The 26,448-nt window shown below is 72.9% G+C and carries 27 protein-coding genes; 19 read left to right on the top strand and 8 right to left on the bottom strand.

Going from position 1 to position 26,448, the window contains the following annotated elements; all coding sequences use genetic code 11:
* Nucleotides 1-36: 36 nt before the first annotated feature.
* On the top strand, nucleotides 37-1,296 hold the full coding sequence (gene murA / locus EKG83_RS41065; RefSeq protein WP_033432774.1) for a UDP-N-acetylglucosamine 1-carboxyvinyltransferase: 1,260 nt from the start codon (nucleotides 37-39) through the stop codon (nucleotides 1,294-1,296).
* A 55-nt stretch (nucleotides 1,297-1,351) separates the two neighbouring features.
* Here murA and EKG83_RS41060 read toward each other — a convergent pair whose 3' ends face one another.
* Nucleotides 1,352-1,648, bottom strand: a complete 297-nt coding sequence (locus EKG83_RS41060) for a hypothetical protein (protein WP_033432773.1) — start codon at nucleotides 1,646-1,648, stop codon at nucleotides 1,352-1,354.
* Between the two features lie 92 nt (nucleotides 1,649-1,740).
* Here EKG83_RS41060 and EKG83_RS41055 point away from each other — a divergent pair, with 92 nt between their 5' ends.
* Together EKG83_RS41055 and EKG83_RS41050 are read left to right on the top strand one after the other, a co-directional pair.
* Nucleotides 1,741-3,732 carry a methylmalonyl-CoA mutase family protein gene (locus EKG83_RS41055; RefSeq protein ID WP_033432772.1) on the top strand — a complete coding sequence of 664 codons (1,992 nt, stop codon included), beginning with the start codon at nucleotides 1,741-1,743 and terminating at the stop codon, nucleotides 3,730-3,732.
* Nucleotides 3,733-3,951: 219 nt separating this feature from the next.
* Nucleotides 3,952-4,725: an enoyl-CoA hydratase-related protein gene (locus tag EKG83_RS41050; RefSeq protein ID WP_033432771.1), complete on the top strand. Its 774-nt coding sequence runs from the start codon at nucleotides 3,952-3,954 to the stop codon at nucleotides 4,723-4,725.
* A 79-nt stretch (nucleotides 4,726-4,804) separates the two neighbouring features.
* On the opposite strand, the gene EKG83_RS41045 is transcribed toward EKG83_RS41050, so the two are convergent.
* Nucleotides 4,805-5,341 (bottom strand): NUDIX domain-containing protein, encoded by a 537-nt coding sequence (locus EKG83_RS41045; RefSeq protein WP_033432872.1) that lies wholly within the window; start codon nucleotides 5,339-5,341, stop codon nucleotides 4,805-4,807.
* Between the two features lie 2 nt (nucleotides 5,342-5,343).
* Complete coding sequence (locus EKG83_RS41040) at nucleotides 5,344-6,681, bottom strand: amino acid permease (protein WP_084716745.1); 1,338 nt, start codon at nucleotides 6,679-6,681, stop codon at nucleotides 5,344-5,346.
* A gap of 101 nt (nucleotides 6,682-6,782) precedes the next feature.
* On the opposite strand from EKG83_RS41040, the gene nucS reads away from it, so the two are divergent.
* The 12 genes from nucS (at nucleotide 6,783) to EKG83_RS40980 (ending at nucleotide 18,549) form a co-directional block, all read left to right on the top strand.
* Nucleotides 6,783-7,442: an endonuclease NucS gene (gene nucS, locus EKG83_RS41035; protein WP_033432770.1), complete on the top strand. Its 660-nt coding sequence runs from the start codon at nucleotides 6,783-6,785 to the stop codon at nucleotides 7,440-7,442.
* 175 nt (nucleotides 7,443-7,617) lie between these two features.
* Nucleotides 7,618-8,001, top strand: a complete 384-nt coding sequence (locus EKG83_RS41030) for a hypothetical protein (protein ID WP_153278751.1) — start codon at nucleotides 7,618-7,620, stop codon at nucleotides 7,999-8,001.
* Nucleotides 8,002-8,136: 135 nt separating this feature from the next.
* Nucleotides 8,137-8,574, top strand: a complete 438-nt coding sequence (locus EKG83_RS41025) for a hypothetical protein (protein WP_033432768.1) — start codon at nucleotides 8,137-8,139, stop codon at nucleotides 8,572-8,574.
* A 149-nt stretch (nucleotides 8,575-8,723) separates the two neighbouring features.
* Nucleotides 8,724-10,409 carry a sodium:solute symporter family protein gene (locus tag EKG83_RS41020; RefSeq protein WP_033432767.1) on the top strand — a complete coding sequence of 562 codons (1,686 nt, stop codon included), beginning with the start codon at nucleotides 8,724-8,726 and terminating at the stop codon, nucleotides 10,407-10,409.
* Between the two features lie 31 nt (nucleotides 10,410-10,440).
* The gene (locus EKG83_RS41015) at nucleotides 10,441-10,686 is read left to right on the top strand and encodes a hypothetical protein (RefSeq protein WP_033432766.1); all 246 of its coding nucleotides are present in this window, start codon (nucleotides 10,441-10,443) and stop codon (nucleotides 10,684-10,686) included.
* Nucleotides 10,687-10,909: 223 nt separating this feature from the next.
* A complete protein-coding gene (locus tag EKG83_RS41010) occupies nucleotides 10,910-11,905 on the top strand; it encodes a DUF3558 domain-containing protein (RefSeq protein ID WP_153278750.1) in 996 nt (331 codons plus the stop codon).
* A gap of 70 nt (nucleotides 11,906-11,975) precedes the next feature.
* Complete coding sequence (locus tag EKG83_RS41005; RefSeq protein ID WP_033432764.1) at nucleotides 11,976-13,481, top strand: aldehyde dehydrogenase family protein; 1,506 nt, start codon at nucleotides 11,976-11,978, stop codon at nucleotides 13,479-13,481.
* A gap of 80 nt (nucleotides 13,482-13,561) precedes the next feature.
* Nucleotides 13,562-14,563 (top strand): dihydroxyacetone kinase subunit DhaK, encoded by a 1,002-nt coding sequence (gene dhaK / locus EKG83_RS41000; protein ID WP_033432763.1) that lies wholly within the window; start codon nucleotides 13,562-13,564, stop codon nucleotides 14,561-14,563.
* Entirely contained in the window at nucleotides 14,563-15,192 is a 630-nt protein-coding gene (dhaL, locus tag EKG83_RS40995; protein WP_033432762.1) for a dihydroxyacetone kinase subunit DhaL, read from the top strand. The genes dhaK and dhaL overlap by 1 nt, the downstream gene beginning before the upstream one ends.
* Nucleotides 15,189-15,881: a dihydroxyacetone kinase phosphoryl donor subunit DhaM gene (dhaM, locus tag EKG83_RS40990; RefSeq protein WP_033432761.1), complete on the top strand. Its 693-nt coding sequence runs from the start codon at nucleotides 15,189-15,191 to the stop codon at nucleotides 15,879-15,881. Before dhaL ends, dhaM begins: the two co-directional genes overlap by 4 nt.
* A 171-nt stretch (nucleotides 15,882-16,052) precedes the next feature.
* Nucleotides 16,053-17,831 (top strand): 3-hydroxyacyl-CoA dehydrogenase family protein, encoded by a 1,779-nt coding sequence (locus EKG83_RS40985; RefSeq protein ID WP_033432760.1) that lies wholly within the window; start codon nucleotides 16,053-16,055, stop codon nucleotides 17,829-17,831.
* A gap of 124 nt (nucleotides 17,832-17,955) precedes the next feature.
* Nucleotides 17,956-18,549, top strand: coding sequence for a DUF3558 family protein (locus EKG83_RS40980; RefSeq protein ID WP_033432759.1), 594 nt, complete (start codon nucleotides 17,956-17,958; stop codon nucleotides 18,547-18,549).
* Nucleotides 18,550-18,999: 450 nt separating this feature from the next.
* Here the strand turns inward: EKG83_RS40980 and EKG83_RS40975 are convergent, their stop codons facing one another.
* Nucleotides 19,000-19,209, bottom strand: a complete 210-nt coding sequence (locus EKG83_RS40975; protein ID WP_033432870.1) for an FmdB family zinc ribbon protein — start codon at nucleotides 19,207-19,209, stop codon at nucleotides 19,000-19,002.
* A gap of 5 nt (nucleotides 19,210-19,214) precedes the next feature.
* Nucleotides 19,215-19,631 carry a hypothetical protein gene (locus EKG83_RS40970; protein ID WP_153278749.1) on the bottom strand — a complete coding sequence of 139 codons (417 nt, stop codon included), beginning with the start codon at nucleotides 19,629-19,631 and terminating at the stop codon, nucleotides 19,215-19,217.
* Nucleotides 19,632-19,683: 52 nt separating this feature from the next.
* Between EKG83_RS40970 and EKG83_RS40965 the strand changes: the two genes are divergently transcribed.
* Nucleotides 19,684-19,977, top strand: a complete 294-nt coding sequence (locus tag EKG83_RS40965) for a hypothetical protein (protein ID WP_033432757.1) — start codon at nucleotides 19,684-19,686, stop codon at nucleotides 19,975-19,977.
* Nucleotides 19,978-20,372: 395 nt separating this feature from the next.
* On the top strand, nucleotides 20,373-21,131 hold the full coding sequence (locus tag EKG83_RS40960) for an alpha/beta hydrolase (RefSeq protein WP_228122396.1): 759 nt from the start codon (nucleotides 20,373-20,375) through the stop codon (nucleotides 21,129-21,131).
* Here EKG83_RS40960 and EKG83_RS40955 read toward each other — a convergent pair.
* On the bottom strand, nucleotides 21,107-21,637 hold the full coding sequence (locus EKG83_RS40955) for a GNAT family N-acetyltransferase (protein WP_033432756.1): 531 nt from the start codon (nucleotides 21,635-21,637) through the stop codon (nucleotides 21,107-21,109). The two genes, EKG83_RS40960 and EKG83_RS40955, sit on opposite strands and share 25 nt — an antisense overlap.
* A gap of 37 nt (nucleotides 21,638-21,674) precedes the next feature.
* On the opposite strand from EKG83_RS40955, the gene EKG83_RS40950 reads away from it, so the two are divergent.
* Both EKG83_RS40950 and EKG83_RS40945 read left to right on the top strand, forming a co-directional pair.
* Entirely contained in the window at nucleotides 21,675-22,385 is a 711-nt protein-coding gene (locus EKG83_RS40950; protein WP_033432755.1) for an alpha/beta fold hydrolase, read from the top strand.
* 172 nt (nucleotides 22,386-22,557) lie between these two features.
* Entirely contained in the window at nucleotides 22,558-23,367 is an 810-nt protein-coding gene (locus tag EKG83_RS40945; protein WP_084717238.1) for a transposase family protein, read from the top strand.
* 108 nt (nucleotides 23,368-23,475) lie between these two features.
* Here EKG83_RS40945 and EKG83_RS40940 read toward each other — a convergent pair whose 3' ends face one another.
* On the bottom strand, nucleotides 23,476-24,792 hold the full coding sequence (locus EKG83_RS40940) for a coiled-coil domain-containing protein (RefSeq protein WP_033435399.1): 1,317 nt from the start codon (nucleotides 24,790-24,792) through the stop codon (nucleotides 23,476-23,478).
* 69 nt (nucleotides 24,793-24,861) lie between these two features.
* On the bottom strand, nucleotides 24,862-26,190 hold the full coding sequence (ccrA, locus tag EKG83_RS40935) for a crotonyl-CoA carboxylase/reductase (RefSeq protein WP_033435374.1): 1,329 nt from the start codon (nucleotides 26,188-26,190) through the stop codon (nucleotides 24,862-24,864).
* Nucleotides 26,191-26,448: the final 258 nt, after the last annotated feature.

Genomic DNA, 26,448 nt, shown 5'->3' with positions numbered 1-26,448 from the left:
GTAGGATTGCGGCACGACGAGCGAGGAGTTCCCCAAGTGAGCGAGCACTTCCGGGTCCAGGGCGGTGCGCGCCTGGTCGGCGAGGTCGACGTCGTGGGCGCGAAGAACAGCGTGCTGAAGCTGATGGCGGCGGCGCTGCTGGCCGAGGGCACCACCACGATCACCAACTGCCCGGAGATCCTGGACGTCCCGCTGATGGCGGACGTCCTGCGCAGCCTGGGCTGCGAGGTCACGCTGACCGGTGACGTGGCCACCATCACCACACCGGCGGAGCTCAACCACCGCGCCGACTCCGAGGCGATGGGCAAGCTCCGCGCGTCGGTGTGCGTGCTGGGCCCCCTGGTGGGCCGCTGCAAGCGCGCGGTCGTCGCGCTGCCCGGCGGCGACGCCATCGGCTCGCGTCCGCTGGACATGCACCAGAACGGCCTGCGCAAGCTCGGCGCGCACAGCGAGATCGAGCACGGCTGCGTGGTCGCCGAGGCCGAGGGCCTGCACGGCGCGCAGATCTGGCTGGACTTCCCCAGCGTCGGCGCCACCGAGAACATCCTGATGGCGGCGGTGCTGGCCAACGGCACCACGGTCATCGACAACGCCGCCCGCGAGCCGGAGATCGTCGACATCTGCGTGATGCTCCAGCAGATGGGCGCCAAGATCGAGGGCGCGGGCACGTCCACGCTGACCGTGCACGGGGTGGAGTCGCTGCGCCCGACCGAGCACCGCGTGATCGGCGACCGCATCGTCGGCGCCACCTGGGCGTTCGCCGCCGCGATGACCCGCGGCGACATCACCGTGCGCGGCGTGGACCCGCACCACCTCGACCTGGTGCTGGAGAAGCTGCGCACGGCCGGCGCCGAGGTCACCACGCTGGAGGGCGACGCGTTCCGCGTGGTCCAGCACGACCGGCCGCGGTCGGTGGACTTCGTGACGCTGCCCTACCCGGGGTTCGCCACCGACCTCCAGCCGTTCGCGATCGCGCTGTCCAGCGTGTCCGAGGGCACGTCGATGATCACCGAGAACCTGTTCGAGGCGCGGTTCCGGTTCATCGAGGAGATGGTGCGGCTCGGTGCCGACGCCCGGACCGACGGGCACCACGCGGTGGTGCGCGGGGTGGAGCGGCTGTCCAGCGCGCCCGTGTGGGCCTCGGACATCCGCGCCGGGGCGGGGCTGGTGCTCGCCGGGCTGTGCGCGGACGGGGTGACCGAGGTGTACGAGGTGTTCCACGTCGAGCGCGGCTACCCGGGGTTCGTGGAGAACCTGCGCAACCTCGGGGCGACCGTGGAGCGGGTCGGCGGCTGAGCGGGTCGTGGGCTGAGCGGGTCGGCGGCCGAGCGGGTCGGCGGCCGAGGCCGACTCAGCGCACCAGCAGCTTCGCGTCCGGCGCGTCGGCGGGGAACACCAGCAGCAGGTGGACCCCGCCGCGGCGCACCACGCTCACCCTGATCCCGGCCCGGCGCAGCCGCGAGGCCAGCACGTCCGCCGCCTCGACCGTGGGCACCGCGGCCACCTCGACCAGCAGCCCGAAGTCGGTGCCCGTGTGGTCGGGCACGCCGCGGCGGTCGTTGCCGAACGCCCAGTAGAGCACCGTGCCCAGCACGCCGAGCACGACCAGCAGGACCAGGAACGGCGTGAGCGCGGTCACGCCCACCATCGTGCCCCGGCTTCGATTCAGTGAGCAACGGCACGCCGCGTGTGAGTTACCCGTCAGTACGCTACGGGCAACAACGACGTAGGGAGGTTGCCGTGCCGTACCCGGCCGACCGCGATCGCGACCGCCCCTGGGTGATGCGCACCTACGCGGGCCACTCCAGCGCCGCCGCCTCCAACGAGCTGTACCGCCGCAACCTGGCCAAGGGCCAGACCGGTCTGTCCGTGGCCTTCGACCTGCCCACGCAGACCGGCTACGACCCGGACGACGAGCTGGCCCGGGGCGAGGTCGGCAAGGTCGGCGTGCCGGTGAGCCACCTCGGCGACATGCGGCAGCTGTTCGACGGCATCCCGCTGGGCGACGCCAACACCTCCATGACCATCAACGCGACGGCCATGTGGCTGCTCGCGCTGTACGTGAGCGTGGCCGAGGAGCAGGGCGCGGACCGCGCGACCCTGGCCGGCACCACGCAGAACGACATCATCAAGGAGTACCTGTCCCGCGGCACGTACGTGTTCCCGCCCGGGCCGAGCCTGCGCCTGATCACCGACGTGGTGGCGTGGACCGTGGCGAACGCGCCGAAGTGGAACCCGATCAACATCTGCTCGTACCACCTCCAGGAGGCGGGCGCGACGCCCGTGCAGGAGCTGGCCTACGCCCTGTCCACCGCGATCGCGGTGCTCGACTCGGTGTTCGACTCCGGCCAGGTGCCGCAGGAGCGGCGCGGTGAGGTGGTCGCGCGCATCTCGTTCTTCGTCAACGCCGGGGTCCGGTTCGTCGAGGAGATGTGCAAGATGCGGGCGTTCGTCCAGCTGTGGGACGAGATCACCCGCGACCGGTACGGCATCACCGACCCCAAGCACCGCCGCTTCCGCTACGGCGTGCAGGTCAACTCGCTGGGGCTGACCGAGGCCCAGCCGGAGAACAACGTGCAGCGGATCGTGCTGGAGATGCTGGCCGTGACGCTGTCGCGCGACGCCCGCGCCCGCGCGATCCAGCTGCCCGCGTGGAACGAGGCGCTGGGCCTGCCCCGGCCGTGGGACCAGCAGTGGGCGCTGCGCATGCAGCAGGTGCTGGCCTACGAGACCGACCTGCTGGAGTACCAGGACCTGTTCGCGGGCTCGCACGTGGTGGAGGCCAAGGTCGCCGAGCTGGTGGCGGGCGCGCGGGCCGAGATCGACCGGGTGCAGGCGATGGGCGGCGCGGTCGCGGCCGTCGAGTCCGGGTACATGAAGTCCGCGCTGGTGTCCTCGCTGGCCGAGCGCAGGCGCCGGGTCGAGTCCGGTGAGGACGTCGTGGTGGGCGTGAACAGGTTCGCCACCACCGAGCCCTCGCCGCTGCAGGCCGAGGGCGCGAACGCGATCGAGCAGGTCGACCCGGCGGTGGAGCGGCACGCGGTCGAGGCGATCCGCGAGTGGCGGGCCGGCCGGGACGACGCGCTGGTGCGCTCCACCCTGGACCGGCTGCGGGCCGCGGCCGGGACGGACGAGAACCTCGTGGAGGCCACCATCGCGTGCGCCAAGGCGGGCGTGACGACCGGCGAGTGGGCGTCGGCGCTGCGCGAGACCTTCGGCGAGTACCGGGCGCCCACGGGCGTGTCCGCGGCCTCGGCGTCCGGTGAGTCGGATGCCGGGATCGGGCGGGTGCGCGAGCGCGTCCGCGCGGTCGGCGAGGAACTGGGGGAGCGGCTGCGCATCCTGGTCGGCAAGCCCGGCCTGGACGGCCACTCCAACGGCGCGGAGCAGGTCGCCGTGCGGGCCCGCGACGTCGGCTTCGAGGTGGTCTACCAGGGCATCCGGCTCACCCCGGCCCAGATCGTGGCGGCCGCCGTGCAGGAGGACGTGCACGTGGTGGGGCTGTCCGTCCTGTCCGGTTCGCACCTGGAGGTCGTGCCCGCCGTGGTCGACGGCCTGCGGGCGGCGGGTGCCGGCGACGTGCCGGTGGTGGTCGGCGGGATCGTGCCGCCCGACGACGCCGCCAAGCTGCGGGAGCGCGGGATCGCGCGGGTGTTCACGCCCAAGGACTACGAGCTGACGCAGATCATGGACGAGATCGTGACCGTGGTGCGGGAGGCGCGGGGGCTTTAGGCGGTGTCGGCCCGCGGGCGTGGGCGGACCAGGCCGGCAGGTCCGCACCGCGGCCGTTGCCGTCGGCCAGGGCGCGTTCCGCGGCCGGCCGGGCCCACCGCCGGTCCCGTCGCGCGCCACGATCGGGCAAGTCATGCCGGCCGGCGCGGGCAGCGACCCCAGCGACCCCGCGGCCGCGACGCCGAGCGGGGAGGTTGCCCCGCCGGATACGGTCCCCCCATGGCCGAGTACCAGCACATCCGCGTCGAGCGCACGGATGACGTCGTGCGCATCACCATGGACCGCGCCGCGCGGCGCAACTCGCTGTCCGGGGAGCACCTGGTCGAGCTGCTGACCGCGTTCCAGGACGTCGCCGCGTCCGACGCGGTGGGGGTCGTGCTCGCGGGCGAGGGGCCGGTGTTCTGCGCCGGGCACGACTTCGCCGACGTCGCCGCGCGCGACCTGGAGGGCGTGCGCGAGCTGCTGACCCTGTGCACGGACCTGATGCGCGCCATCGAGTCCGTGCCGCAGGTGGTGATCGCCCGGGTACACGGCCTGGCCACCGCGGCGGGCTGCCAGCTGGTCGCCTCGTGCGACCTGGCCGTCGCGGCGGAGGAGGCGGCCTTCGCGCTGCCCGGCGGCAAGGGCGGCTGGTTCTGCCACACCCCGGCCGTGCCGGTGGCGCGGGCCGTCGGGCGCAAGCGGCTGATGGAGCTGGCGCTGACCGGTGACCCGGTGGACGCGCGCACCGCCGAGCGGTGGGGCCTGGTCAACCGGGTGGTGCCCGCCGCGGAGCTGGACGACGCCGTGGCCGACCTGCTGCACCGGGCCACGCGCGGCAGCCGGGCCAGCAAGGCGCTCGGCAAGCAGACGATCTACGCCCAGCTGGACCGGCCCGAGGCCGACGCGTACGCGATCGCGCTGGAGGTCATGGCCGCGGCGTCGCAGACCGACGCGGCCAAGGAGGGCATGGCCGCGTTCCTGGAGAAGCGCCCGGCGGTGTGGTCGGACTGACCGCACCGGGCCGGCCGTGGACCCCCGTCGATCCGGGTCGGGGGTCACGCCGACCTGCGGTGCGGCGCGACCCCGGGCCTCACGGCTGCGCGTGCTCGTGCAGCAGGAGCAGGGTGTAGGCGGCGATCGACTGGGCGTCGGTGATCTCGCCGCGGGCGATCATCGCCTCGAACTCCGCCCGCTGGAACCACGCCGAGCGCATGTCCTGCTCCTCGTGCTCGCGCTCGTGCACCCCCTCGGTCAGCTCGGTGGCCAGGAACACCCGGCCGCGCTGGCTGGACATGCCCGGGGCGACGTCCAGCAGCCCCAGCTCCACCAGGCGGCCCGCGCGCAGCCCGGTCTCCTCGCGCAGCTCGCGCTCGGCCAGCGCCGCGGGCGGCAGGTCGGCCCGGTCCGGCGCGGTGCCCTGCGGGAACTCCCAGCGCCGCATGCCCAGCGGGTACCGGTACTGCTCGACCAGCCGCAGCCGCTCGCCGTCCATGGGGATCACCAGCGCGTAGTGCGGCTTGTCCACCACGCCGTAGATGCCGGTCGTCCCGTCCGCGCGCCCGATGGCGTCCTCCCGGACCACCATCCACGGGTTCGCGTACACCTCGCGCGTGCCGAGGGTCTCCACGATCACTCTCCCTGTGCCAACTTCGACCGGTGCCGGCCGTAGGCGAAGTACACCACCAGGCCCGCGACCGACCACGCGCCGAACGCCACCCAGGTCGCGGGCGCGAGCCCCGCCACCAGCAGCGCGCACATGCCCAGGCCCAGCAGCGGCACCACCGGCGACCACGGCACGCGGAACGAGCGCGGCAGGTCCGGCCGGGTGCGCCGCAGCACCAGCACGCCGACGTTGACCAGGCCGAACGCCACGAGCGTCCCGATGCTCGTGGCCTCCGCGAGCTGCCCCAGCGGCACCAGCGCGGCCAGCACCGCCACCACGGCGCCGACCACCAGCGTGTTCACCGTCGGCACGCGCCGCGCGCCCACCCGCGCGAACACCGCGGGCACCAGGCCGTCGCGGGACATGGCGACCAGCACCCGCGTCTGCCCGTACAGCACGGTGAGCACCACCGACGCGATCGCCACCACCGCGCCGGCCGCCAGCACGGTCGCGGGCCAGGCGGAGCCGGTGACCCGCTCCAGCACCGTGGCCAGCGAGGCGTCCGAGTCGGCCAGCGCGTCCACCCCGACCGCGCCCACCGCGGCCAGCGCCACCAGCACGTACACGGCGGTGACCAGGACCAGTGAGATGACGATGGCCCGCGGCAGGTCCCGCTGCGGGTCGCGGGCCTCCTCGCCCGCCGTGGACGCGGCGTCGAAGCCGATGAAGGAGAAGAACACCAGCGAGGCGGCGCCCGTGACGCCCGCGACCCCGGCCGGCGCGAACGGCGCCAGGTTCTCGGCGCGGAACCCGACCACGGCCACCACCACGAAGAAGACCAGCACGGCCACCTTGAGCGCCGTCGTGACCGTGGTCACCGCCGCGCTCTCCCGCACGCCGCCCAGCAGCACCGCCGTGGCCAGCAGCACGACCACCGCCGCGGGCAGGTCCACCACGCCGCCGGTCAGCGCCTCGGGCAGCCGGACGCCCAGGGTGGCGTCGAGGAACGCGTTGAGGTACCCGCTCCAGCCCACCGCGACCGCGGCCACCGACACGCCGTACTCCAGCAGCAGGCACCACCCGCAGACCCAGGCGACCAGCTCGCCCAGCGTGGCGTAGGTGTAGGAGTAGGCGGACCCGGACAGCGGCACCGCGCCCGCCAGCTCGGCGTAGGACAGCGCGGAGAACAGCGCGGCCAGCGCCGCCACCGCGAACGACACCGCGACCGCGGGCCCCGCCACCGGCGCGGCCTGGCCGAGCACGACGAAGATGCCGGTGCCCAGCGTGGCGCCGACGCTCAGCGCGACCAGCGGCACGAGGCCGAGGGTGCGGCGCAGCGGTGTGCGGGCGCCCTCCTCGGTCATCCGGTCGAGGGGCTTGGTGCGCAGCAGCCGGCGTGGTGGGGACACGTCGGCCGACGGTACCTGCCGGTGCCCCGGCGCTCGCACCCCGTAGCCTGTCGGCCGTGCGCCTCGTCATCGCTCGCTGCCAGGTCGACTACGTCGGACGCCTCACCGCCCATCTGCCGATGGCGCAGAGGCTGCTGCTGATCAAGGCGGACGGCTCGGTGTCGATCCACTCGGACGACCGCGCGTACAAGCCGCTGAACTGGATGAGCCCGCCGTGCTGGCTCATCGAGGAGCCGGACATGTGGGTGGTGCAGAACAAGGCGGGCGAGAAGCTGATCATCACCCTGGCCGAGGTCCTGCACGACTCCAAGCACGAGCTGGGCCCCGAACCGGGCCTGGTCAAGGACGGCGTCGAGGCGGACCTGCAGAAGCTGCTGGCCGAGCACGTGACCACGCTGGGCGAGGGCTGGACCCTGGTCCGCCGCGAGTTCCCGACCCCGATCGGCCCGGTCGACCTGATGTGCCGCGACGCCTCCGGGGGCTCCGTGGCGGTCGAGATCAAGCGCCGCGGCGAGATCGACGGGGTGGAGCAGCTGACCAGGTACCTGGAACTGCTCAACCGCGACCCGTTGCTGGCGCCGGTGAAGGGGGTGTTCGCGGCGCAGCAGATCAAGCCACAGGCGCGGACGCTGGCGGAGGACCGGGGTATCCGGTGCGTGGTCCTGGACTACGACGCGCTGCGCGGCATCGAACCGGACGAGTTCCGGCTGTTCTAGCCACCGGGGATCCGGCCGGCCGCAGGAGGGGTGTTGCGGGCTCGAACCCGCAACACCCCTCCGCGCCTCTCACGGCTCGCGCCGCAACGCGGCCGTGCTTCCACCGCTCGGCTGGAACCACGCCGTGGAGCACCACGGGTCCCTTGTCCGCGACTTGGTGCGAGGAAGACCCGGGATGACCGTGGCATCGCTCCGGTGGACGACGCTGGACGGGGATCGGCGGCAGCGCGGATCAATTGGCGCCCGGTTCACCGGCGGCGACCGCGAACCGGGCCAGAGCACCGCTCCCGGAAGGTCCGGCTGGTCTGCTCGCCGCCGGCGCGCCTCGCGGGCGGCGTCGGACGTGCACCCGACGCCCAGCGCCCCCGGAAACCCGGTGCAGCTGCCCAGGACCGACCTGGTGCGCCACCTCCAGTCCCCGGCGGCCCACCTCCAGGTCGTCGAGGCGGAGCTGGACAGGTGCCGCGCCGAGCTCAACCGCGACGCCGTGCCCCCGTCGGCCACGGGCAGGTGGGCCGTCACCGCGTGGGTCGGATTGCTTCCCCGCTCGCACCGGTGATCCGCAAAAATGTGGGTCACCGGCGGCGTTTCCGGCTAACGGCACCCCGCCGTCATGCGCCCGTTCGGCCGCGTCGCGTGGGCGATTCGCCGATATACGCTCTACCCCCTCGTTCCACGGGCCCGGGGAGGCGCTGTGCGAAGACGAAGACGAAGACCCCACCCGGCCGCCCTGCTGCTGGTCCTGCTGCTCGCCGGTTGCGCCGAGGCGCCCAAGGTCGCCCTGCCCACCCCGACCGGGCCGCCCGCCCTCACCGCGGCGCCCCTCCCGGCGGGCACCAGCACCACCGCGGTCACCCCGCCCTCCGCCCGCCTGGCGGCCCAGCCCCTCGCCGGGCCGGTGGCCGCCGAGGTGCGGCTCAGCGGCGAGGGGTACCCCGCCCACGGTCGCGTGGTCTTCACCTTCCACGGCGAGCGCGTCGGCGACACCACGGCCGACGCCGTCGGGCGGTTCGTCGGGGCCCTCGTCCGGGTGCCCGAGTCCTTCCGCGGCGCGGAGGCCGGCACCCAGGTCACCATCGGCGCCACGTCCGGTCCGTTCTACGCCGAGGTCCCGTTCGTCCTCACCCGGTAGTGGCATCTTCCGCACCCCTGCCCACCTCAGGTTTAGCGCGGGGTAGTTCAAACCGGCGAACAGCGCCGGAGTGCACTACGGTCAGCCTGATCGCTGTGGAGTAGTGTTCGCTGGTGTTTGAGGATGTTGGATCGGGGAGGTGGGCGAGGGTGCCCGTACTGGCGCAGGCGGACCTGAGGCTCGACGCCGGACCGCTGGACTACACGCTGCTCGCCCTCTACTTCGTCTTCGTGCTGGGCATCGGCTTCCTCGCCCGCCGGTCGGTGTCGTCGAGCCTCGACTTCCTGCTCTCCGGCCGGTCGCTGCCGGCGTGGGTGACCGGCCTGGCGTTCATCTCCGCCAACCTCGGCGCGATCGAGCTGCTGGGCATGGCCGCCAACGGCGCGCAGTACGGCATGGCGACCATGCACTACTACTGGATCGGCGCGATCCCGGCCATGGTGTTCCTCGGCCTGGTGATGATGCCGTTCTACTACGGCTCCAAGGTGCGCAGCGTCCCCGAGTTCCTGCGCCGCCGCTTCGGCAAGGGCGCCCACCTGGTCAACGCGATCAGCTTCGCCGCGGCCCAGGTGCTGATCGCGGGCGTCAACCTCTACGCGCTGGCGTTCCTGCTGAACCTGCTGCTGGGCTGGCCGATCCCGTTCTCGGTGGTCGCCGCCGCGCTGATCGTGCTCGTCTACACCACCCTCGGCGGCCTGTCCGCGGCCATCTACAACGAGGTGCTCCAGTTCTTCGTGATCGTCGCCGCGCTGCTGCCGCTGACCATCGTGGGCCTGCACAAGGTCGGCGGCTGGGACGGCCTCGTCGAGCGCGTCACCGCGGGCCCCGGCGGCACGGAGAACCTGTCGGCGTGGCCCGCCACCGAGCTGACCGGCATCGAGAACCCGGTGCTCAGCGTGATCGGCATCGTCTTCGGCCTGGGCTTCGTGCTGTCGTTCGGCTACTGGACGACGAACTTCGCCGAGGTGCAGCGCGCGCTGTCGGCCAAGAGCATGTCCGCGGCCCGGCGCACGCCGATCATCGGCGCGTACCCCAAGGCGCTGATCCCGTTCGTGATCATCATCCCCGGCATCATCGCCGCCCTGGTCGTGCCGGAGCTGCAGGCGCTCAAGGCCGGCGGCGACAGCCAGGGCGTGGTCTACAACAACGCGCTGCCCGCGCTGATCGAGGAGCTGCTGCCCAACGGCATGCTGGGCGTCGCGATCACGGGTCTGCTGGCCTCGTTCATGGCCGGCGTGGCGGCGAACGTGTCCTCGTTCAACACGGTCTTCACCTACGACCTGTGGCAGGACTACGTCAAGAAGGACCGGCCGGACGAGTACTACCTGCGCATCGGCCGGCTGGCCACGATCGGCGGCACGGTGATCGCCATCGGCACCGCGTTCCTGGCCGCCGGCTACGGCAACATCATGGACTACATCCAGGCGCTGTTCTCGTTCTTCAACGCGCCGCTGTTCGCCACCTTCATCCTCGGCATGTTCTGGAAGCGCATGTCGGCGGCTGCCGGCTGGTCCGGCCTGGTCGCGGGCACGCTCGCCGCGGTGGCGGTGTTCGTGATGGCCGAGACCGGCGTGCTGGACCTGCCGGGCCAGGGCGCGAGCTTCCTCGGCGCGGGCGTGGCGTTCGTGGTCGACATCGCGGTCAGCGTCGCGGTCACCCTGTTCACCCGGCCGGTGCCCGAGGAACGGCTGCGCGGGCTCGTCTACAGCCTCACGCCCAAGGAGGACCGCAGGCACTCCACCACCGGCGACGACGCCGGCTGGTACCGCTCGCCGGTGCTGCTCGGCGCGGGCGTGCTGGTCCTGACCCTCGTGCTCAACATCGTCTTCGGCTGACGGCCGGACTTCAATTCGGGAGGAGGTCACCATGGCGCGCAAGGCCGGTCTGTTCGACCTGCGGCTGGTGATCGCGGTGCTCTTCGCCCTCTACGGCGTGGTCCTGGTGGTGGTCGGACTCGGCTTCACCGACGAGTCCGACCTGGCCAAGGCCGACGGGCTCAACATCAACCTGTGGTCCGGCATCGGCATGGTCGTGCTGGCCGCGGCGTTCGCGGCGTGGGCGACCCTGCGGCCCGTCATCGTGCCGGACCAGGGGGATCAGCGCCGGCCGTAGGTCCGGCGGACGGCGTGGGCGGGGTTGAACGCCTCGACCGTCCACTCGTCGAAGCGGCGGAGGGCGCGTCGGACGCGCTTGCGCATTCGGTGCTCCTTTCGTCGTTGTCGGCGGTCCACCGGGTACAGCGCGATGATCTTCTGAATCGTTCCCGAAGGTCGCCGTGAGCACTGACACAGGGTTCCCGCCCCGAATGGCGCAACCGGTCGCTACCGTGCACGTCGTGACCCGTCTGGTGGCCGTCCTGAGCGCGTTCCTCCTGCTGGCCGGCTGCGCCGGGCCGGACCTGGCCAAGCGCACCTTCCCGCGCAGCACCATCCCGGCCGCGGTCGGGAACGCCACCGCGACCACCGGCGCCCCGACCACCGCCAAGGCGCCCGTCGGGCAGCCGGTCGACCCGGTGTTCGCCGCGGACAGGCTGCGGCTGGTCGACCCCTGCGCGGTGCTCGCGGAAGAACTGCTCGACGAGCTCGGCGAGCCCGGCGTGGAGTCCCGCACCGGGTTCAGCCGGTGCTCGAACTTCATGAAGGACGGCTCGGGCAAGGACCTCGCGGTCACCGTCGAGATCGGCCAGACCATGACCGTGGAGCTGGCCGACGCCGACAAGCAGCTCGCCGGCCTGCGCAGCCACGAGCAGACCCTGGACAACAGCGCCTGCTTCGTCTCGGTGATCACCCAGGAGCAGCCGGGGCTGGGCATCTCCGTCCAGATCGGCTACAAGGACGGCGACGCGTGCGCGCCCGGCCGCAAGGTCGCCGAGTCGGTGGTCAACCAGGTCAAGGCGCGCAAGGGCGTGATCACGCCCGCCAAGGGCTCGCTGATCACCCTGGACCCGTGCGCCCTGCCGGACGCGGCGGCGGTGGAGGCGGCGGTCGGCCGCGAGCCCGACGTGTTCCCGTACGGGCTGCACAACTGCTCGTGGGCGGGCAAGGACCGCGAGCTGACGCTGGACCTGCGCCGCACGTTCGTGCCCGACGACCGCAAGTTCGACGACGCCCAGACCGAGGTCGACCTCGGCGGCGGGGTGAAGGGCTACCAGGTGTCCGCGCGGACCTCGTTCCCGTCCTGCGAGGTCACCTGGGTGCAGCGGACCGAGGCGGACGACGAGGGCGAGGTGGTCCGGGTGAAGTCGGCCGGGCCGGAGGAGGTCGAGTTCGACCGGTGCGCCGCGGCGGTCGGCTTCGCGAAGGCGCTGGTCGGGAAGATCCCCCGGGCCTGAACGGGGGCTGACATCACGGGCAGTTACCCGTTACTGTTCGGTAACACCCGTGCCGCGCCTGGAGGTCCCCATGACGCAGACCGCTACCACCACCACCGCGCGGGGCGACGACGGGCGCGAGCGGTTCGCCTCGCTCGACCCGCGGACCGGCGAGGTCGTCGGCCACCACCCGGTCACCACCGAGGCCGAGGTGCGGGAGGCGGTCCGGGTCGCCCGCGGCGCCGCGGCGTTCTGGGCCGACCTGGGCTTCGACGGGCGGCGCGCCCGGCTGGACGCGTGGCGCAAGCTGCTGGTCAAGCGACTGGACGAGTTCCAGCAGCTGATCTGCGCGGAGACCGGCAAGTCGGCCGACGACGCGCGCGTGGAGCTGGCGCTGGTCATCGACCACCTGCACTGGGCGGCCAGGCACGCGCCCAAGGTGCTCGGCAGGCGCAAGGTCTCGCCCGGGATGCTCATGTACAACTTCGCCGCGACCCTGGAGTACCGGCCCCTCGGCGTGGTCGGCGTGATCGGGCCGTGGAACTACCCGGCGTTCACCCCCATGGGGTCGATCGCCTACGCGCTGGCCGCGGGCAACGCCGTGGTGTTCAAGCCCTCCGAGTTCACCCCCGGCGTCGGCGTGTTCCTGGCCGCCACGCTCGGTGAGGTGGTACCCGAGTTCCCGGTGCTCCAGGTGGTCACCGGGTTCGGCGACACCGGCGCGGCGCTGTGCCGGGCCGGGGTGGACAAGCTCGCGTTCACCGGCTCGACCCCCACCGGGAAGAAGGTCATGGCCGCGTGCGCCTCGTCGCTGACGCCGGTGCTGGTCGAGTGCGGCGGCAAGGACCCGCTGATCGTGGCCGAGGACGCGGACGTGCGCGCGGCGGCCGAGGCCGCGGTGTGGGGCGGCATCTTCAACTCCGGGCAGACGTGCGCGGGCGTGGAGCGGGTCTACGTCGCCGACGCCGTGCACGACGAGTTCGTCGCGCTGGTCGCGGAGAAGGCGGGCAAACTGCGGCCCGGCGGCGAGCCCGGCGCGGACTTCGGGCCGATCACCATGCCCAAGCAGGTGGAGGTCATCCAGAAGCACGTCGAGGACGCCCTGGAGCGCGGCGGGCGGGCCGTCGTGGGCGGCCCGGAGTCGATCCGGCCGCCGTACGTGGAGCCCGTGGTGCTGGTGGACGTGCCGGAGGACTCCCTCGCCGTCACCGACGAGACGTTCGGGCCGACCCTGGTGGTCAACCGGGTCGCCGACGCCGACGAGGCCGTGCGGCGCGCCAACGCCCTGCCCTACGGCCTGGGCGCCGCGGTGTTCTCCCGCGGCCGGGGCGAGGAGCTGGCGGCCCGGCTGCGCTGCGGCATGGTGTCGGTCAACTCGGTGCTGGCCTACGCGTCGGTGCCCGGCCTGCCCTTCGGCGGGGTCGGCGACTCCGGGTTCGGCCGCATCCACGGCGAGGACGGGCTGCGCGAGTTCACCTACGCCCACGCCGTCGCCCGCAAGCGGTTCTCCGCCCTGCTCGACCCGATGACCTACGACCGCGGCTCGCGCACCGTCAAGCACGTGCTGCGGCTGGTGCGCGTGCTCCACGGCCGCTGACGCCGGCTTTCCGCGGCCGGCTTTCTGGGGGCAGTCGGGTGGAGTAGGAATGGGTGACCACCCCCGAGCGGAGGTCACCCGTGAAGAAGGTCATCAACGATCCGGCGACCGTGGTGGCGGACGCGCTGCGCGGCATGGCGCTCGCGCACGCCGACCTGCTGGACGTCCAGTACGACCCGGCCGTGGTGGTGCGCGCGGACGCGCCGGTGCCGCGCAAGGTGGCCGTGATCTCCGGCGGCGGGTCGGGGCACGAGCCGCTGCACGGCGGGTTCGTCGGGCGCGGGATGCTCGACGCGGCGTGCCCGGGCGCGGTGTTCACCTCGCCCACGCCCGACCAGGTCGCGGCGGCCGTGGCGCGGACCGACGGCGGTGCCGGTGCGCTGCTGATCGTCAAGAACTACACCGGTGACGTGCTGAACTTCGAGACCGCCGCCGAGCTGGCCGCCGCCGACGGGGTGGACGTGCGCACGGTGGTGATCGACGACGACGTGGCGGTCAAGGACTCCCTCTACACGGCCGGGCGGCGCGGCGTGGGCGGGACCGTGCTGCTGGAGAAGGTCGTCGGCGCGGCGGCCGAGCGCGGCGTGGACCTCGACGGGTGCGAGGCGCTGGCGCGGCGGGTCGTCGGCCGGGTGCGGTCCATGGGGCTGGCGCTGACCGCGTGCACCGTGCCGCACGCGGGCGAGCCGTCGTTCACGCTGGGCGACGACGAGATGGAGCTGGGCATCGGCATCCACGGCGAGCCGGGGCGGCGGCGGGTGCCGGTGGGGCCGGCCGACGAGCTGGTGCCCGCGCTGCTGGAGCCGGTCCTGGAGGACCTGCCGTTCACCGCGGGCGACCGGGTGCTGCTGTTCACCAACTCCATGGGCGGGACGCCGCTGATCGAGCTGTACCTGGCGCACGGCATCGCCGAGCGCCTGCTGGCCGAGCGGGGGATCGTGGTGGAGCGGCGGCTGGTCGGCCCGTACGTGACCAGCCTGGAGATGCAGGGCGTCTCGCTGACCCTGCTCAAGCTCGACGACGAGCTGCTGGAGCTGTGGGACGCGCCCGTGCGGACGCCGGCGCTGCGGTGGGGGCTGTGATGGCGTGCACGGCGGAGTCGGTGGCGGCGGCGCTGCGGGCGGTGGCGGCGGTGGTGGCCGAGCACCGGGACGAGCTGGTCCGGCTCGACCGCGAGATCGGCGACGGCGACCACGGCGAGAACCTGAACCGGGGGTTCGCGGCTTTGGTGTCCAAGTTGGACTCCTCGGTGCCCGCGTCGCCCAGTGCGGTGCTGCGGTTGGCCGCGACCACGTTGATCTCCACGGTCGGCGGTGCGGCCGGGCCGCTGTACGGGACGGCGTTCCTGCGGGCGGCGACCTCGGTCGGCGACGTGGCGGTGCTCGACGCGGCGGCGGTGGCGGCGGCGCTGGAGTCCGCGTTGGACGGTGTGGTGGCGCGCGGCAAGGCCGAGGTGGGCGACAAGACCATGGTGGACGCGCTGACGCCGGCCGTGGTCGCCGCCGAGTCCGTGGCCGCGACCGGCGGCGGGGTGGCGGGCGTGCTGGAGGCGGCGGCGGAGGCGGCCGAGCAGGGCGCGTCGTCCACGGTGCCGCTGGTGGCGCGCAAGGGGCGGGCGTCGTACCTGGGCGAGCGCAGCGCGGGGCACCTGGACCCCGGTGCGCGGTCCACGGCGCTGCTGCTGGGCGCGCTGGCCGGGGCGGCCCGGTGATCGGGCTGGTGGTGGTGTCGCACAGCCGGCGGTTGGCGGACGGGGTGGCGGAGCTGGCGGGGCAGATGGCGCCGTCGGTGGCGATCGTGCCGTGCGGCGGGACCGGGGACGGCGGGCTGGGCACGGACTACGCGGCGGTGGTGGACGCCCTGGCGGCGGCCGACTCCGGGGACGGGGTGGTGGTGCTGTTCGACCTCGGCAGCGCGCGGATGGTGGCCGACATGGCGGCCGAGGAGGCGGGCGGGTCGGTGCTGGTGGTGGACGCGCCGCTGGTGGAGGGCGCGGTGGCGGCGGCGGTGCGGGCCCAGGGCGGTGCGTCGCTGGAGGAGGTGGCTGCCGCCGCCGGGGCTTCGGGCGGTGTTGTCGGCGCTGCTGCCGCCGGGTTCGCCGGTTCCGCCGGTTCCGGCGAGGAGGTGGGTGTCGACGTGGTGCGGGCCGAGGTCCTGCTGACCAACGAGGCCGGCCTGCACGCGCGGCCGGCGGCGCTCGTGGCGCGCGCCCTCGACCCGCTCGACGCCCGGGTGGTGGTGCGGTTCGGGACGGGCGAGGCGGACGGCAAGTCCGTGCTGGCGCTGATGAACCTGGGCGCGCCGGGCGGGGCGAGCGTGGGCGTCGTGGCGAGCGGTGCCGACGCGGCGGAGGCCGTGCGGCGGTTCGAGGAGCTGGCGGGCGGGGGATTCGGGGAGTAGTGCCCTCCGGGTGTGCGTGAGACGGCGTTCTCACGTGCGGTTTCGCGTGTCGCTGGACCGATTACTTGCTCGATACCGATGGTGAAGCTCACGGGAACGACGAGTGACGACCGTGGGATAGTCGCGACAAGTTACCGTCTGGTAGCCACTCCGGTGAGTGGGAGGTAAGCAGTGACGCGCCAGTTCAGCACGGTTGGAATCGTCGGTCTCGGCACCATGGGCGCCGGTATCGCCGAGGTGCTCGCCCGGACCGGTGTCACTGTCGTGGCGGTCGACGTGGACGACGCCGGGCTGGCCCGCGGGCGGGGCCACCTGGAGCACTCGACCGACCGCGCGGTCGCCGGCGGCAAGCTCACCGCGGCCGAGCGGGACGAGCTGCTGTCGCGCATCTCGTACGGCACCTCGCTGACCGCGCTGGCCGACGTCGACCTGGTCGTCGAGGCCGTGCCGGAGCGGGTGGACCTCAAGGCGGGCGTGTTCGCCGAGCTGGACCGGATCTGCCGCCCCGACGCGGTCTTCGCGTCCAACACGTCCTCGCTGTCGATCACCGAGATCGGTGTCCACACCGGACGGCCGGGCAAGGTCGTCGGCCTGCACTTCTTCAACCCCGCGCCCGTGCTGAAGCTGGTCGAGGTGGTGCGGACGGTCGTCACCGAGCCGGACGTGGTGGCCGACGTCGTGGCGTTCGCCGAGCGGCTGGGCAAGGCGCCGGTGGTGATGGGCGACCGGGCCGGGTTCATCGCCAACGCGCTGCTGTTCGGCTACCTCAACCACGCCGTGCGCATGTACGAGTCGCGCTACGCCACGCGCGAGGACCTGGACGCGGCCATGCGGTACGGCTGCGGCTACCCGATGGGCCCGCTGGCGGTGCTGGACCTGATCGGCCTGGACACCGCCTACGAGATCCTCGACACGATGTACCACCAGTCCCGCAACCGGCTGCACGCCCCCGCGCCGCTGCTCAAGCAGATGATCACGGCGGGGTTGCTGGGCCGCAAGAGCGGGCGCGGCTTCTACACCTACGACGGGCCTGACTCGCCGGTCGTCGTGCCGGACGCCCTGACGCCGGCCGAGGCCGGGGACGCGCTGTCCGCGCGCGAGGTGCAGCGGGTCGGCGTGATCGGCACCGGGACCATGGCCACCGGGATCGTCGAGGTGTTCGCCAAGCGCGGGTACGACGTGGTGCTGCGGGCGCGGTCGCTGGACAAGGCGTCCGCGGCGGTCGCCAAGGTGCGCAAGTCGCTGGACAAGGCCGTGTCGCGCGGCAAGCTGGCGGCGGCCGAGCGCGACGCCGCGCTGGCCCGCGTCACGCCCGTGGTCGAGTTCTCGGACCTGGCGGACTGCGACCTGGTGGTCGAGGCGGTCGCCGAGGAGCTGTCGGTCAAGAAGGACGTGTTCCGGGCGCTGGACGAGGTGTGCAAGCCGGGTGCGGTGCTGGCCACCACCACGTCGTCGCTGCCGGTGATCGAGTGCGCGGCGGTCACCGGGCGGCCCGGCGACGTGGTCGGGCTGCACTTCTTCAACCCGGCGCAGGTGATGAGGCTGGTGGAGGTCGTGGAGACGATCTCGACCGCCGCGGACGTCGTCGCCACCGCCCGGCGGGTGTGCCTGGACCTGGGCAAGGTGCCGGTGCACTGCGGCGACCGGGCCGGGTTCATCGTCAACGCGCTGCTGTTCCCGTACCTCAACGACGCGGTGAAGATGCTGGAGGCGCACTACGCGTCCGCGGACGACATCGACAAGGCCATGAAGGTCGGCTGCTCGTTGCCGATGGGGCCGTTCGAGCTGCTGGACGTGGTGGGGCTGGACGTGTCGCTGGCGATCGAGCGGACGCTGTACCTGGAGTTCCGCGAGGCCGGCTTCGCCCCCGCGCCGCTGCTGGAGCACCTGGTGAAGGCGGGGCGGTTGGGGCGGAAGACGGGCAAGGGGTTCCGCGACTACGCGGCTTGAGGGGTGTGGGCCGCGCGGCTCGAGGACGTGGGCTGCGCGGCTTGGGTGCGGCTCACGCGGCTCGACGACGTGGATTGCACGGCCTGGGTACGTGCCGGCGGGCGGCGTTTGGCATCGTGGACACATGCGGCGTGTGGTGATCTCGCTCCTGGTGGCGGCGCTCGGTGTGACGAGTGCCTGTGCGTACACGGTGAACGGCACCGCGGTGTCGGAGCAGCTGCTCGACGTCGACCCGCCGTTCACCACGGAACAGCAGGCGCCGTCCACCGGGTCGTCGGAGCCCTCGGAGCCGGGTGACCCGGACGCGGGCGCGGTCGGTGACATCTGCGAGCTGGTGGGGTGGGGTGACCTGCCCTACGAGGTGCCGGACAAGAAGGCCAAGCCGACCGAGACGGGCTACGACGACGACTTCGACCAGTCGTGCAAGTGGCAGACCTCGGTCGGGAACCTGGACGTGGGCGTGACGCTGCGGTTCCGCGAGGGGCGGTCGATCAGCCTCGAGGAGAGCAACGGCGAGTACCAGGTCGGGGACCGCAAGGTGACCTACTTCGACCGGACCACGGACACGTCGGTGCAGCCCTCGTGCGTGCTGGTGATGGACTACGCCGGTGGTGGCGTCGGGATCATCGTGATCGACGGGTCGGCGCGGTTCGGGGCCATTTGCGAGCAGGGGAAGAAGGTCGCCGAGGTGCTGCTGTCCAAGGAGCCGACGGGCTGATCGGGTTGGGCGGGCGGCGGCCGGTTTCGGGGTGCGGCGGCGGTTTCGGCTGCTTTGTCCGGCTTCGGCGTGGCTCGGCGCGTCAGGCCGGTTGCGGCTGAACTGCCCGGTCTTCGGCTTGGCCGGGTTCGGCCGGCTTTCAGCCTCAGCCGCTCGCCCGGCCCCCCGGTCGGTCAGCCCAACCCGTCAGCAGACATGGATAACCTGGCCGCCGGCCGAGCCGTAGCTATCCGAGGCCAGGGCTGGGCGGGCTGAACGGGCTCGGCTGGTTGAGCGGGCTCGGCCGGTTGGGCTGGCTGGGCCGGTTGAGCGGGTTGGGCTGGTTGAGCGGGTTGGGCTGGTTGAGCGGGTTGGGCCGGGTTGGGCTGGCTGGGCCGGGTCGGGCTGAGTTGGGCTGGCTGGGCCGGGTTGGGCGGGCTGGGCCAGAGTTGGGCGGGGTTGAGGGCTCGCTCAGCCGCAGCAGCCGCCACCGCAGCAGCCGCCGCCGGCCGCACCGCCTGCGGGCGCGTTGGCCTTGCCGCCGAGGCCGGCCATGGTCAGCAGCTTGACGGTGTCGTCGTGGCCGTTCGGACAGGGGGCGGGTGCGGACGCCTCGTCCATCGACCGCTTCACGTCGAAGGTCGAACCGCACGCCTTGCAGCGGAACTCGTATGTGGGCACGGCGCTCATTGTCCCCGTCGCCCGGGCGCCAGCGCCACCAGAGGCACCGCCACCGCCGTCACGGTCGCGAGCAACGTCAACAGGGGCAGGCTGTGCACCCAACCGAGGCCCGCGGCGGCGGCGTGGGTGCCGGTGAAGGTCACCACCCACGTTCGCGCGTCGGGGCGCGACCAGATCAGCACCAGTGCTGACAGGGCCGTGACCAGCATCAACGCCGTGGTTGCCAGCAGCACGCCCTGGCGGACCCCGCGTGGCTGGCCGACCGGCACATCGGTTTCCCGAAGAACGACCTCGTTCCGCGCGGCGGCCGGAACGCTGCGCGCGGGGGCTTCGAACAGCAGCCCGCGCACCGCCGGCAAGATCGTGATCAGTACCTCCAGCACCAGCAGTACGGTCAATATGCCCCGTTGCCACTTGCTCACCCAATGGACCGTAGGCGATCACGGAGCGCGAGCCCGGATACCCTGGTCACTCGTGCCACGCCGGAACCGCCCAGACCGCCGCGAAGAACCGCCACCCCTCGGCGGCCACGGGTGGGCGCGGGCCGAGAGCGGTCCGGACGGCGAGTGGCTGGTTCGCTCGGTCTCCGGCACGGCCACCACCAAGACCTACCGCTGCCCGGGCTGCGACCACGAGATCCGTCCCGGCACCCCGCACGTCGTCGCCTGGCCCGCCGCCGACTACGGCTCGGTCGAGGACCGCCGCCACTGGCACCAGGGCTGCTGGACCGCGCGGAACCGAAGAGGTCCCAGCTCCCGCCGCTGGTGACGGCCACGGGCGATGGGCACCGGTGACGGCCGCTGGGCACTGGTGACGGCCGCTGGTGGCGGTGGCCGTGATCGCCGTCGGTGACGGCCGCCGGCCGTCGCCGCTGGTGGCCACGAGCCGGACGTCATCGGCCTGGCTCCGACGCAGCCTGCTGCGGCTGACGCCCCGAGGCGGCCGGTGGCCGGTGGCCAGAGCGGCCGGTGGCTGGATCAGCCGGTGAGCTGTGGTCACGCCTGCCGTTGCCATCCAGGAGACCGTTGTGGGCGGGTGCCCGCGCGGCTCTCCAGGGCCCCACCACGGCCGCTGTGCGCCGTAGTGGTGTGGGGGCCACCGTGCCTGCCTCGCCTGCCGCGCCGACGGCGTGGCGCCTCCTGGCGGGTGGCAGGATCGGTGGTGTGGGCGAGGAGGTTCCGATCAAGGCCAACACCGTGCTCCCGGCGCGCCGGGAGGCGGTGACGTTGCGGACCGACGACGGGCTCGCGTTGGTCGGCGAGCTGTCGTTGCCGCTGGGCCGGGCGCCGCGGGCCACCGTGGTGCTGCTGCACCCCCTGCCCACGCACGGCGGCATGATGGACTCCCACCTCTACCGCAAGGCGGCGTGGCGGTTGCCCGCGCTGGCGGACCTCGCGGTGTTGCGGTTCAACACGCGCGGTACCGCCAGTGAGGCCGGGCGCAGCGAGGGGGCGTTCGACCACGCCGTCGGTGAGCGGCTGGACGTGGCCGCCGCCCTGGCGTTCGCGGTCGAGCGCGGGCTGCCCTCGGTGTGGCTCGTCGGCTGGTCGTTCGGGACCGACCTCGCGCTGATGTACGGGTGTGCCCCCGTTGTCCGCGGTGCCGTGCTGATCTCCCCTCCGTTGCGGTGGAGCACCGGTGATCACCTGCGTGCCTGGGCGCGTTCCGGCAAGCCGGTGGTGTGCCTGGTGCCCGAGTTCGACACCTACCTGCCACCGGCCCAGGCCAGGCGGCGGTTCGGCGCGGACGTCCCGACCGCGGACGTGATCGACTTCCCCGGGGCCAAGCACCTCATGGTCGGGCAGGCCGAGGAGGTGCTCGACGCGATCGCGTCCGCGGTCGTGCCCGAGGTGCCCACGCCGTTGCCGCGCACCTGGTCCGGACCGCACGAGCAGCGTCAAGTGGTCATCGCCACCTCCTGACGCCGCCAGACCAGCACCCGGCCCTCGACCGTCCTGCTGTCGCCCACGTGCGCGAAGCCCAGCTTCTCCGCGACGCGCTGGGAGGGCGCGTTGTCGGGGACGGTCGTGATCACGACCGGGCGCCCCGGCCGGGACCGGCTCGCCCAGTCGACGGCCGCGCGTGCCATCTCCGGTGCGTAGCCGCGGCCCCAGTGCCGGGGGCGGAACCGGTAGGACAGGTTGAGCACCGGTTCCCCGTCCAGCTCGTGGTGGCGCAGGCCGCCGAAGCCGATGACCTCCCCGGTCTCCGGCAGTTCCACCGCCCAGTAGCCGATGCCGTCACGGGCCCAGTGGGCCTGCCACGCCACCAGCGCCTTCGCCGCCTCCTCCGCGGACGGCGGACCGGCCGGGCTGAAGCGGTTCGTCCCCGGATCGGACAGCACGGCGATCGCCGCGCGCACGTCACCCGGGCCGACGCGCCGCAGCAGGAGGCGGTCGGTGCGGATCTGATCCGGGTCGGAGGTCATGGTCGCGACGGTAACGAGGGGGCCCGACAATTCAGGGGTGACTTCCTTGCCCCTGGTGCTGCTGCACGCCTTCCCGTTCGACTCGCGGATGTGGGACGGGGTCCGTGACCTGCTGAAACCGATCACCTTCGACCAGCGCGGCGGGGATCGTTCACCCGATCTGGTGGTCATCGCGGACGACGTGGTGGCGATGTTGGACGAGCGCGGGATCGAGCGGGCGGTGCTCGGCGGGTGCTCGATGGGCGGCTACGTGGCGATGGCGGTGCTGCGGCGCGCGCCGGAGCGGGTGGCCGGGCTCGTGCTGGCCGACACGCGGGCCGGGGCCGACACCGACGAGGCGCGGGCGAACCGCCTGGGGATGGCCGCGCGGGTGGCGGCGGAGGGGGTCGGGTGGGTGCCGGACGCGGTGCTGGCGGGGCTGCTCGGGCCGGCGCCGGACGCGGCGGTCTTCGGGCGGGCGCGGGAGCTGGTGCTGGGGCAGGACCCGGCGGAGGTGGCGTGGGCGCAGCGGGCGATGGCGGTGCGGCCGGACTCGACGGACGTGCTGGCGGCGGCCGACGTCCCGGCGTTGGTGCTGGTGGGGGAGCACGACGCGCTCACACCGCCGCCGTTGGCGCGGGAACTGGCCGGGGTGCTGCGGCGGGGTGAGTACGTCGAGTTGGCCGGGGTCGGGCACCTGACGCCGTTGGAGGCGCCGGAGGCGTTCGCCTCGGCGGTGCTGGGGTGGCGGCGCCGGGTCGGGGTGTGACTGGAGGACACACGGTGTCGGACTGGACGACACGCGGTGTCTGAGTGGAGGAGCGTTATTCAGAACTGCTGGCTGGGGTGGCCGGTGGTGATGCCTGGGCTGACAGCGCAACAGCCCTGCCCGGATAGGGTCGGTTTCCTCTCACAGAAGCACGACCACCAGGACAGGGCTGTTGCGCTACCACTCTACGACCGGGCTGTCCCCTGCCCAGCTGCGGGAGCTGACCACCCGGATCCGCCAGGTCGTCCCCGATCCCGACCTGCGACGGGGACGACCGCCCGCGCTCAGCCTGCACCGTTGTGTGCTGCTCACGCTGGTGCTGCTGCGCCACAACCTGTCCCAGACCCTCGCGGCCGACCTGTTCGGCGTCTCCCAACCCACCGTCTCCCGGATCTTCCGTCGCTTCACGCCCCTGATCGGCCAGGTCCTCTGTCTGCACACCCCGCGCCTGCCCGACCTGCCGGCCCGCCTGACCACGGTGCTGGTCGACGGCACCCTGATCCCCACCGGCACACGCGCCCACCCCGACCCGCACCCCACCGACGCGCCACGGCGCGGCCCGCACCCCAACCACAACGGCAAACACCGCAAACAAGGACTCTCGATCCAGGTCCTGACCGACCGGCGAGGCCGACTGCTCGCCGTCCTCCCACCCCTGCCCGGCCGCACCCACGACAGCCGCGCCTACCGCCTCTCCGGCCTGGCCGACCTGCTGGCCACCACCGTCGTGATCGGCGATCTGGGCTACCAGGGCACCGGCGTGACCACCCCACGCCGCAAACGCCCCGGCCACACCCGCCACACCCCCACAGACCAGGCATGGAACACCCTGCTCGCCCGGCACCGGTGGCCCGTCGAACGCGCCATCGCCCACCTGAAGAACTGGAAAATCCTCGCCACCGGCTACCGCGCCCGCCTGGCCGAACTCCCCACCATCATCCGCATCGTCACCAACCTCGAGCACTACCGCCTGAGCCGATGACTTCTGAATAACGCTCGAGGACACGCGCGGGTTGAGTGTTGAACTCGGGGGTGCTGGAGGTTCGACTCGCCGGGGGTGAGGGGTCGACTCGCGGGGGCGCGAGGGGGCTCAGCGCTTGGCGGGGCGGGCCTTGGGGGTGGGGCGGGCGATCTTCTGGGTTGGGCCGTCCGGGGTGGGCTTGGTGACCTGGGGAGGTGCGGGCTGGTCGGCGCCGGGGGTGGTGTCCGACTTGGGCTGCTGGGTCGGAGCGGGGGCTTCCGGCTGGGCCGGGGGTGCCTCGGGGGCCGCGGCGGTGGTGGAAGCGGTGGGGGACGCGGCAGCGGGCTGTTGGGCCTGGGGCTGTTGGGCCGGGGGCTGCTGGGTGGGCGGCTGCTGGGCCTGGGGCTGCTGGGGGGTGGGCTGGGGCTGGCGGGTGGGCTGGGGGCGTTCCTCGTCCAGCGGGTCGAGCATGGGGGTCACGTCGTGCAGGGCGGTGCGGACGGCGTGCAGCTGCTGGGACAGCCGGTTGCGCAGCTGCTTGAGGGCGTCGACCTGCTGGCTCGCCTGGCTGACCCGGCGGTTGGACTCCTCGGTGGCCTCGCGCACGCGGCGGTTCGCCTCGTCGGTCGCCTCCTGCACCCGGGCGGTCGCCTCGCTGATCGAGTCGTGCCGCCTGCGGTTGGCCTCCTCGGTCGCCTCGCGCACCAGCCGCTGGGCCTCGGCGGTCGACGCGGCCTGCTCCTGGCTGATCTGGGCCCGCACGCGCGCCGCCTCCTCGGCCGCCTCGCGCACGCGCCGGTCGGCCTCGGCCTTGGACGCCGCCTCCTGCTCGGCGAGGGTCTTCATCGACTCGACCCGGCGGGCCGCCATCGCGATCTCGAAGTCCTCCTCGACCGTGGTCCGCCGCTGCAGGGACTCCTCGTCCAACCGGGCCGCCGCCTCGCGCGCCTCGCCCACGATCCGCTCGGCCTCGGCCCGCGCCTTCTCCAGCACGCCCCGGTGCTCGGCCTCCATCTCGGCCCGGCGCTGGTCCAGCTCGGTGAGCAGCTTCTCGTACCGGGTGCGCAGCGCCGCCGCGTCCGCCTCGGCCTTGGCGCGGATGTGCCCGCCCTCGGCCTCGGCCCGCGCCTTGATCTCGTTGGCCTCGTCCTGCGCGAGCCGCAGCATGCGCTGGAGGCGCTCGCTCAACCCCTCCAGGGTGGTCGGCGGCAGCGAAAGCCGCTCCACCTGGCCGCGCAGCTCGGCGACCTCGGACCGGGCCGCCTCCAACTGGCGGGCGAGGTCGTTGGTCTGCGACACCGCCGCGTCCCGGTCGGCGGCGAGCAGGCGCAGGTCGGAGTCGAGGCGCTCCAGGTGTTCCTCGACCTGCCCGCGGTCGTACCCGCGCTTGACGATGTCGAAGCCGGATCCCAGGGGGACGAGGTCACGGTCGTCGGCGAGGCCCATGCCGTGCACGCTACCCGCTCCCGATGCGCGGCCGGCACCTGCCGGCCGCACATCGGGGGGAATTCCGCTTTAAACGCCCCGGAACCGGTTGATTCCGGTCAAGTGGCGCTCGCGCAGCTCGTGGTCGCGCACGCCCAGGCCCTCCTCGGGGGCCAGCGCCAGCACGCCGACCTTGCCCTGGTGGGCGTTGCGGTGCACGTCGTGCGCGGCTTGGCCGGTGTCCTCCAACGAGTACACCTTGGACAGTGTCGGGTGGATCTTCCCCTTGGCGACCAACCGGTTGGCCTCCCACGCCTCGCGGTAGTTGGCGAAGTGCGAGCCGACGATCCGCTTGAGGTGCATCCACAGGTACCGGTTGTCGTACTGGTGCATGTACCCGCTGGTGGAGGCGCAGGTCACGATCGTGCCGCCCTTGCGCGCCACGTACACCGACGCGCCGAAGGTCTCCCGGCCCGGGTGCTCGAACACGATGTCGGGGTCGTCGCCACCGGTCAGCTCGCGGATGCGGGCGCCGAACCGCTTCCACTCCGAGACGTCCTGGGTGTGCTCGTCCTTCCAGAACCGGTAGTCCTCGGCGGTGCGGTCGATGATCAGCTCCGCGCCCATCCGGCGGCAGATCTCCGCCTTCTCCGGCGACGACACGACGCACACCGGGGTCGCGCCGCCGTTGAGCGCGAACTGGGTCGCGTACGAGCCGAGGCCGCCGGAGGCGCCCCAGATCAGCACGGTGTCGCCCTGCTTCATGTCGGCGCCGTTGGCCGACACGAGCTGCCGGTAGGCGGTGGAGTTCACCAGACCGGGTGACGCCGCCTCCTCCCACGTCAGGTGGGCGGGCATCGGCATCAGCTGGTTGGCCTTGACCAGCGCGACCTCGGCGAGGCCGCCGTAGTTGGTCTCGAAGCCCCAGATGCGCTGCTCCGGGTCGAGCATGGTGTCGCTGTGCCCGTCCGGGTGCTCCAGCTGCACGTCCAGGCAGTGCGCGACCACCCGGTCACCGGGCTTCCACGCCCGCACGCCCGGCCCGGTGCGCAGCACCACGCCCGCCAGGTCCGAGCCCACCACGTGGTAGGGCTGGTCGTGCCGGCCGCCGTACTTCTTGAGGAAGGCGAAGGTCGGCAGCGGCTCGAAGATCGAGGTCCACACGGTGTTGTAGTTGATGGCGCTGGCCATCACCGCCACCAGCGCCTCGCCGGGGGCCAGCTCGGGCGTGGGGACCTCGTCGACGTGCAGCGACTTGCGCGGGTCCTTGTCCCTGGTGGCCAGACCCTCGAACATGCCGACCTCGTCGGCGTGGACCGTCACGCCCCGGTAGCTCTCCGGTACGGGCAGCGATCCGATCGCCTCCAGTTCGTCGGCGAGGATCGCATCGAGGATCTTCTGCACGGCGTTCCCTCCCATTCGGGGGCAATGGGGAAATGTGGTGGGCGCTGAAATGTGTCCACTCGGGTTGCCGGAGGTTACCCACGAGTAACCGATTCAGATGTCCGGCCTGTGAGCCACCGCACTCGCTTTTTCGCCCGTTCGGTCGTCGGTTGACCGGGCGGTCGGTCGGTGCCGCGAGCAGGCGGGATGTGGCCGGTGGGCCGAAGGGGAGGGGTGGGCGAAAAGGGCCGGGGTGTGACCGGCGTCCTGGTTTATCTCGTCGGAGTGATCGGC

The sequence above is a fragment of the Saccharothrix syringae genome (assembly GCF_009498035.1).
Classification (GTDB): domain Bacteria; phylum Actinomycetota; class Actinomycetes; order Mycobacteriales; family Pseudonocardiaceae; genus Actinosynnema; species Actinosynnema syringae.
Note: the sequence above shows the minus strand (reverse complement) of the source record. Positions and strands in the feature narration are given on the sequence as shown.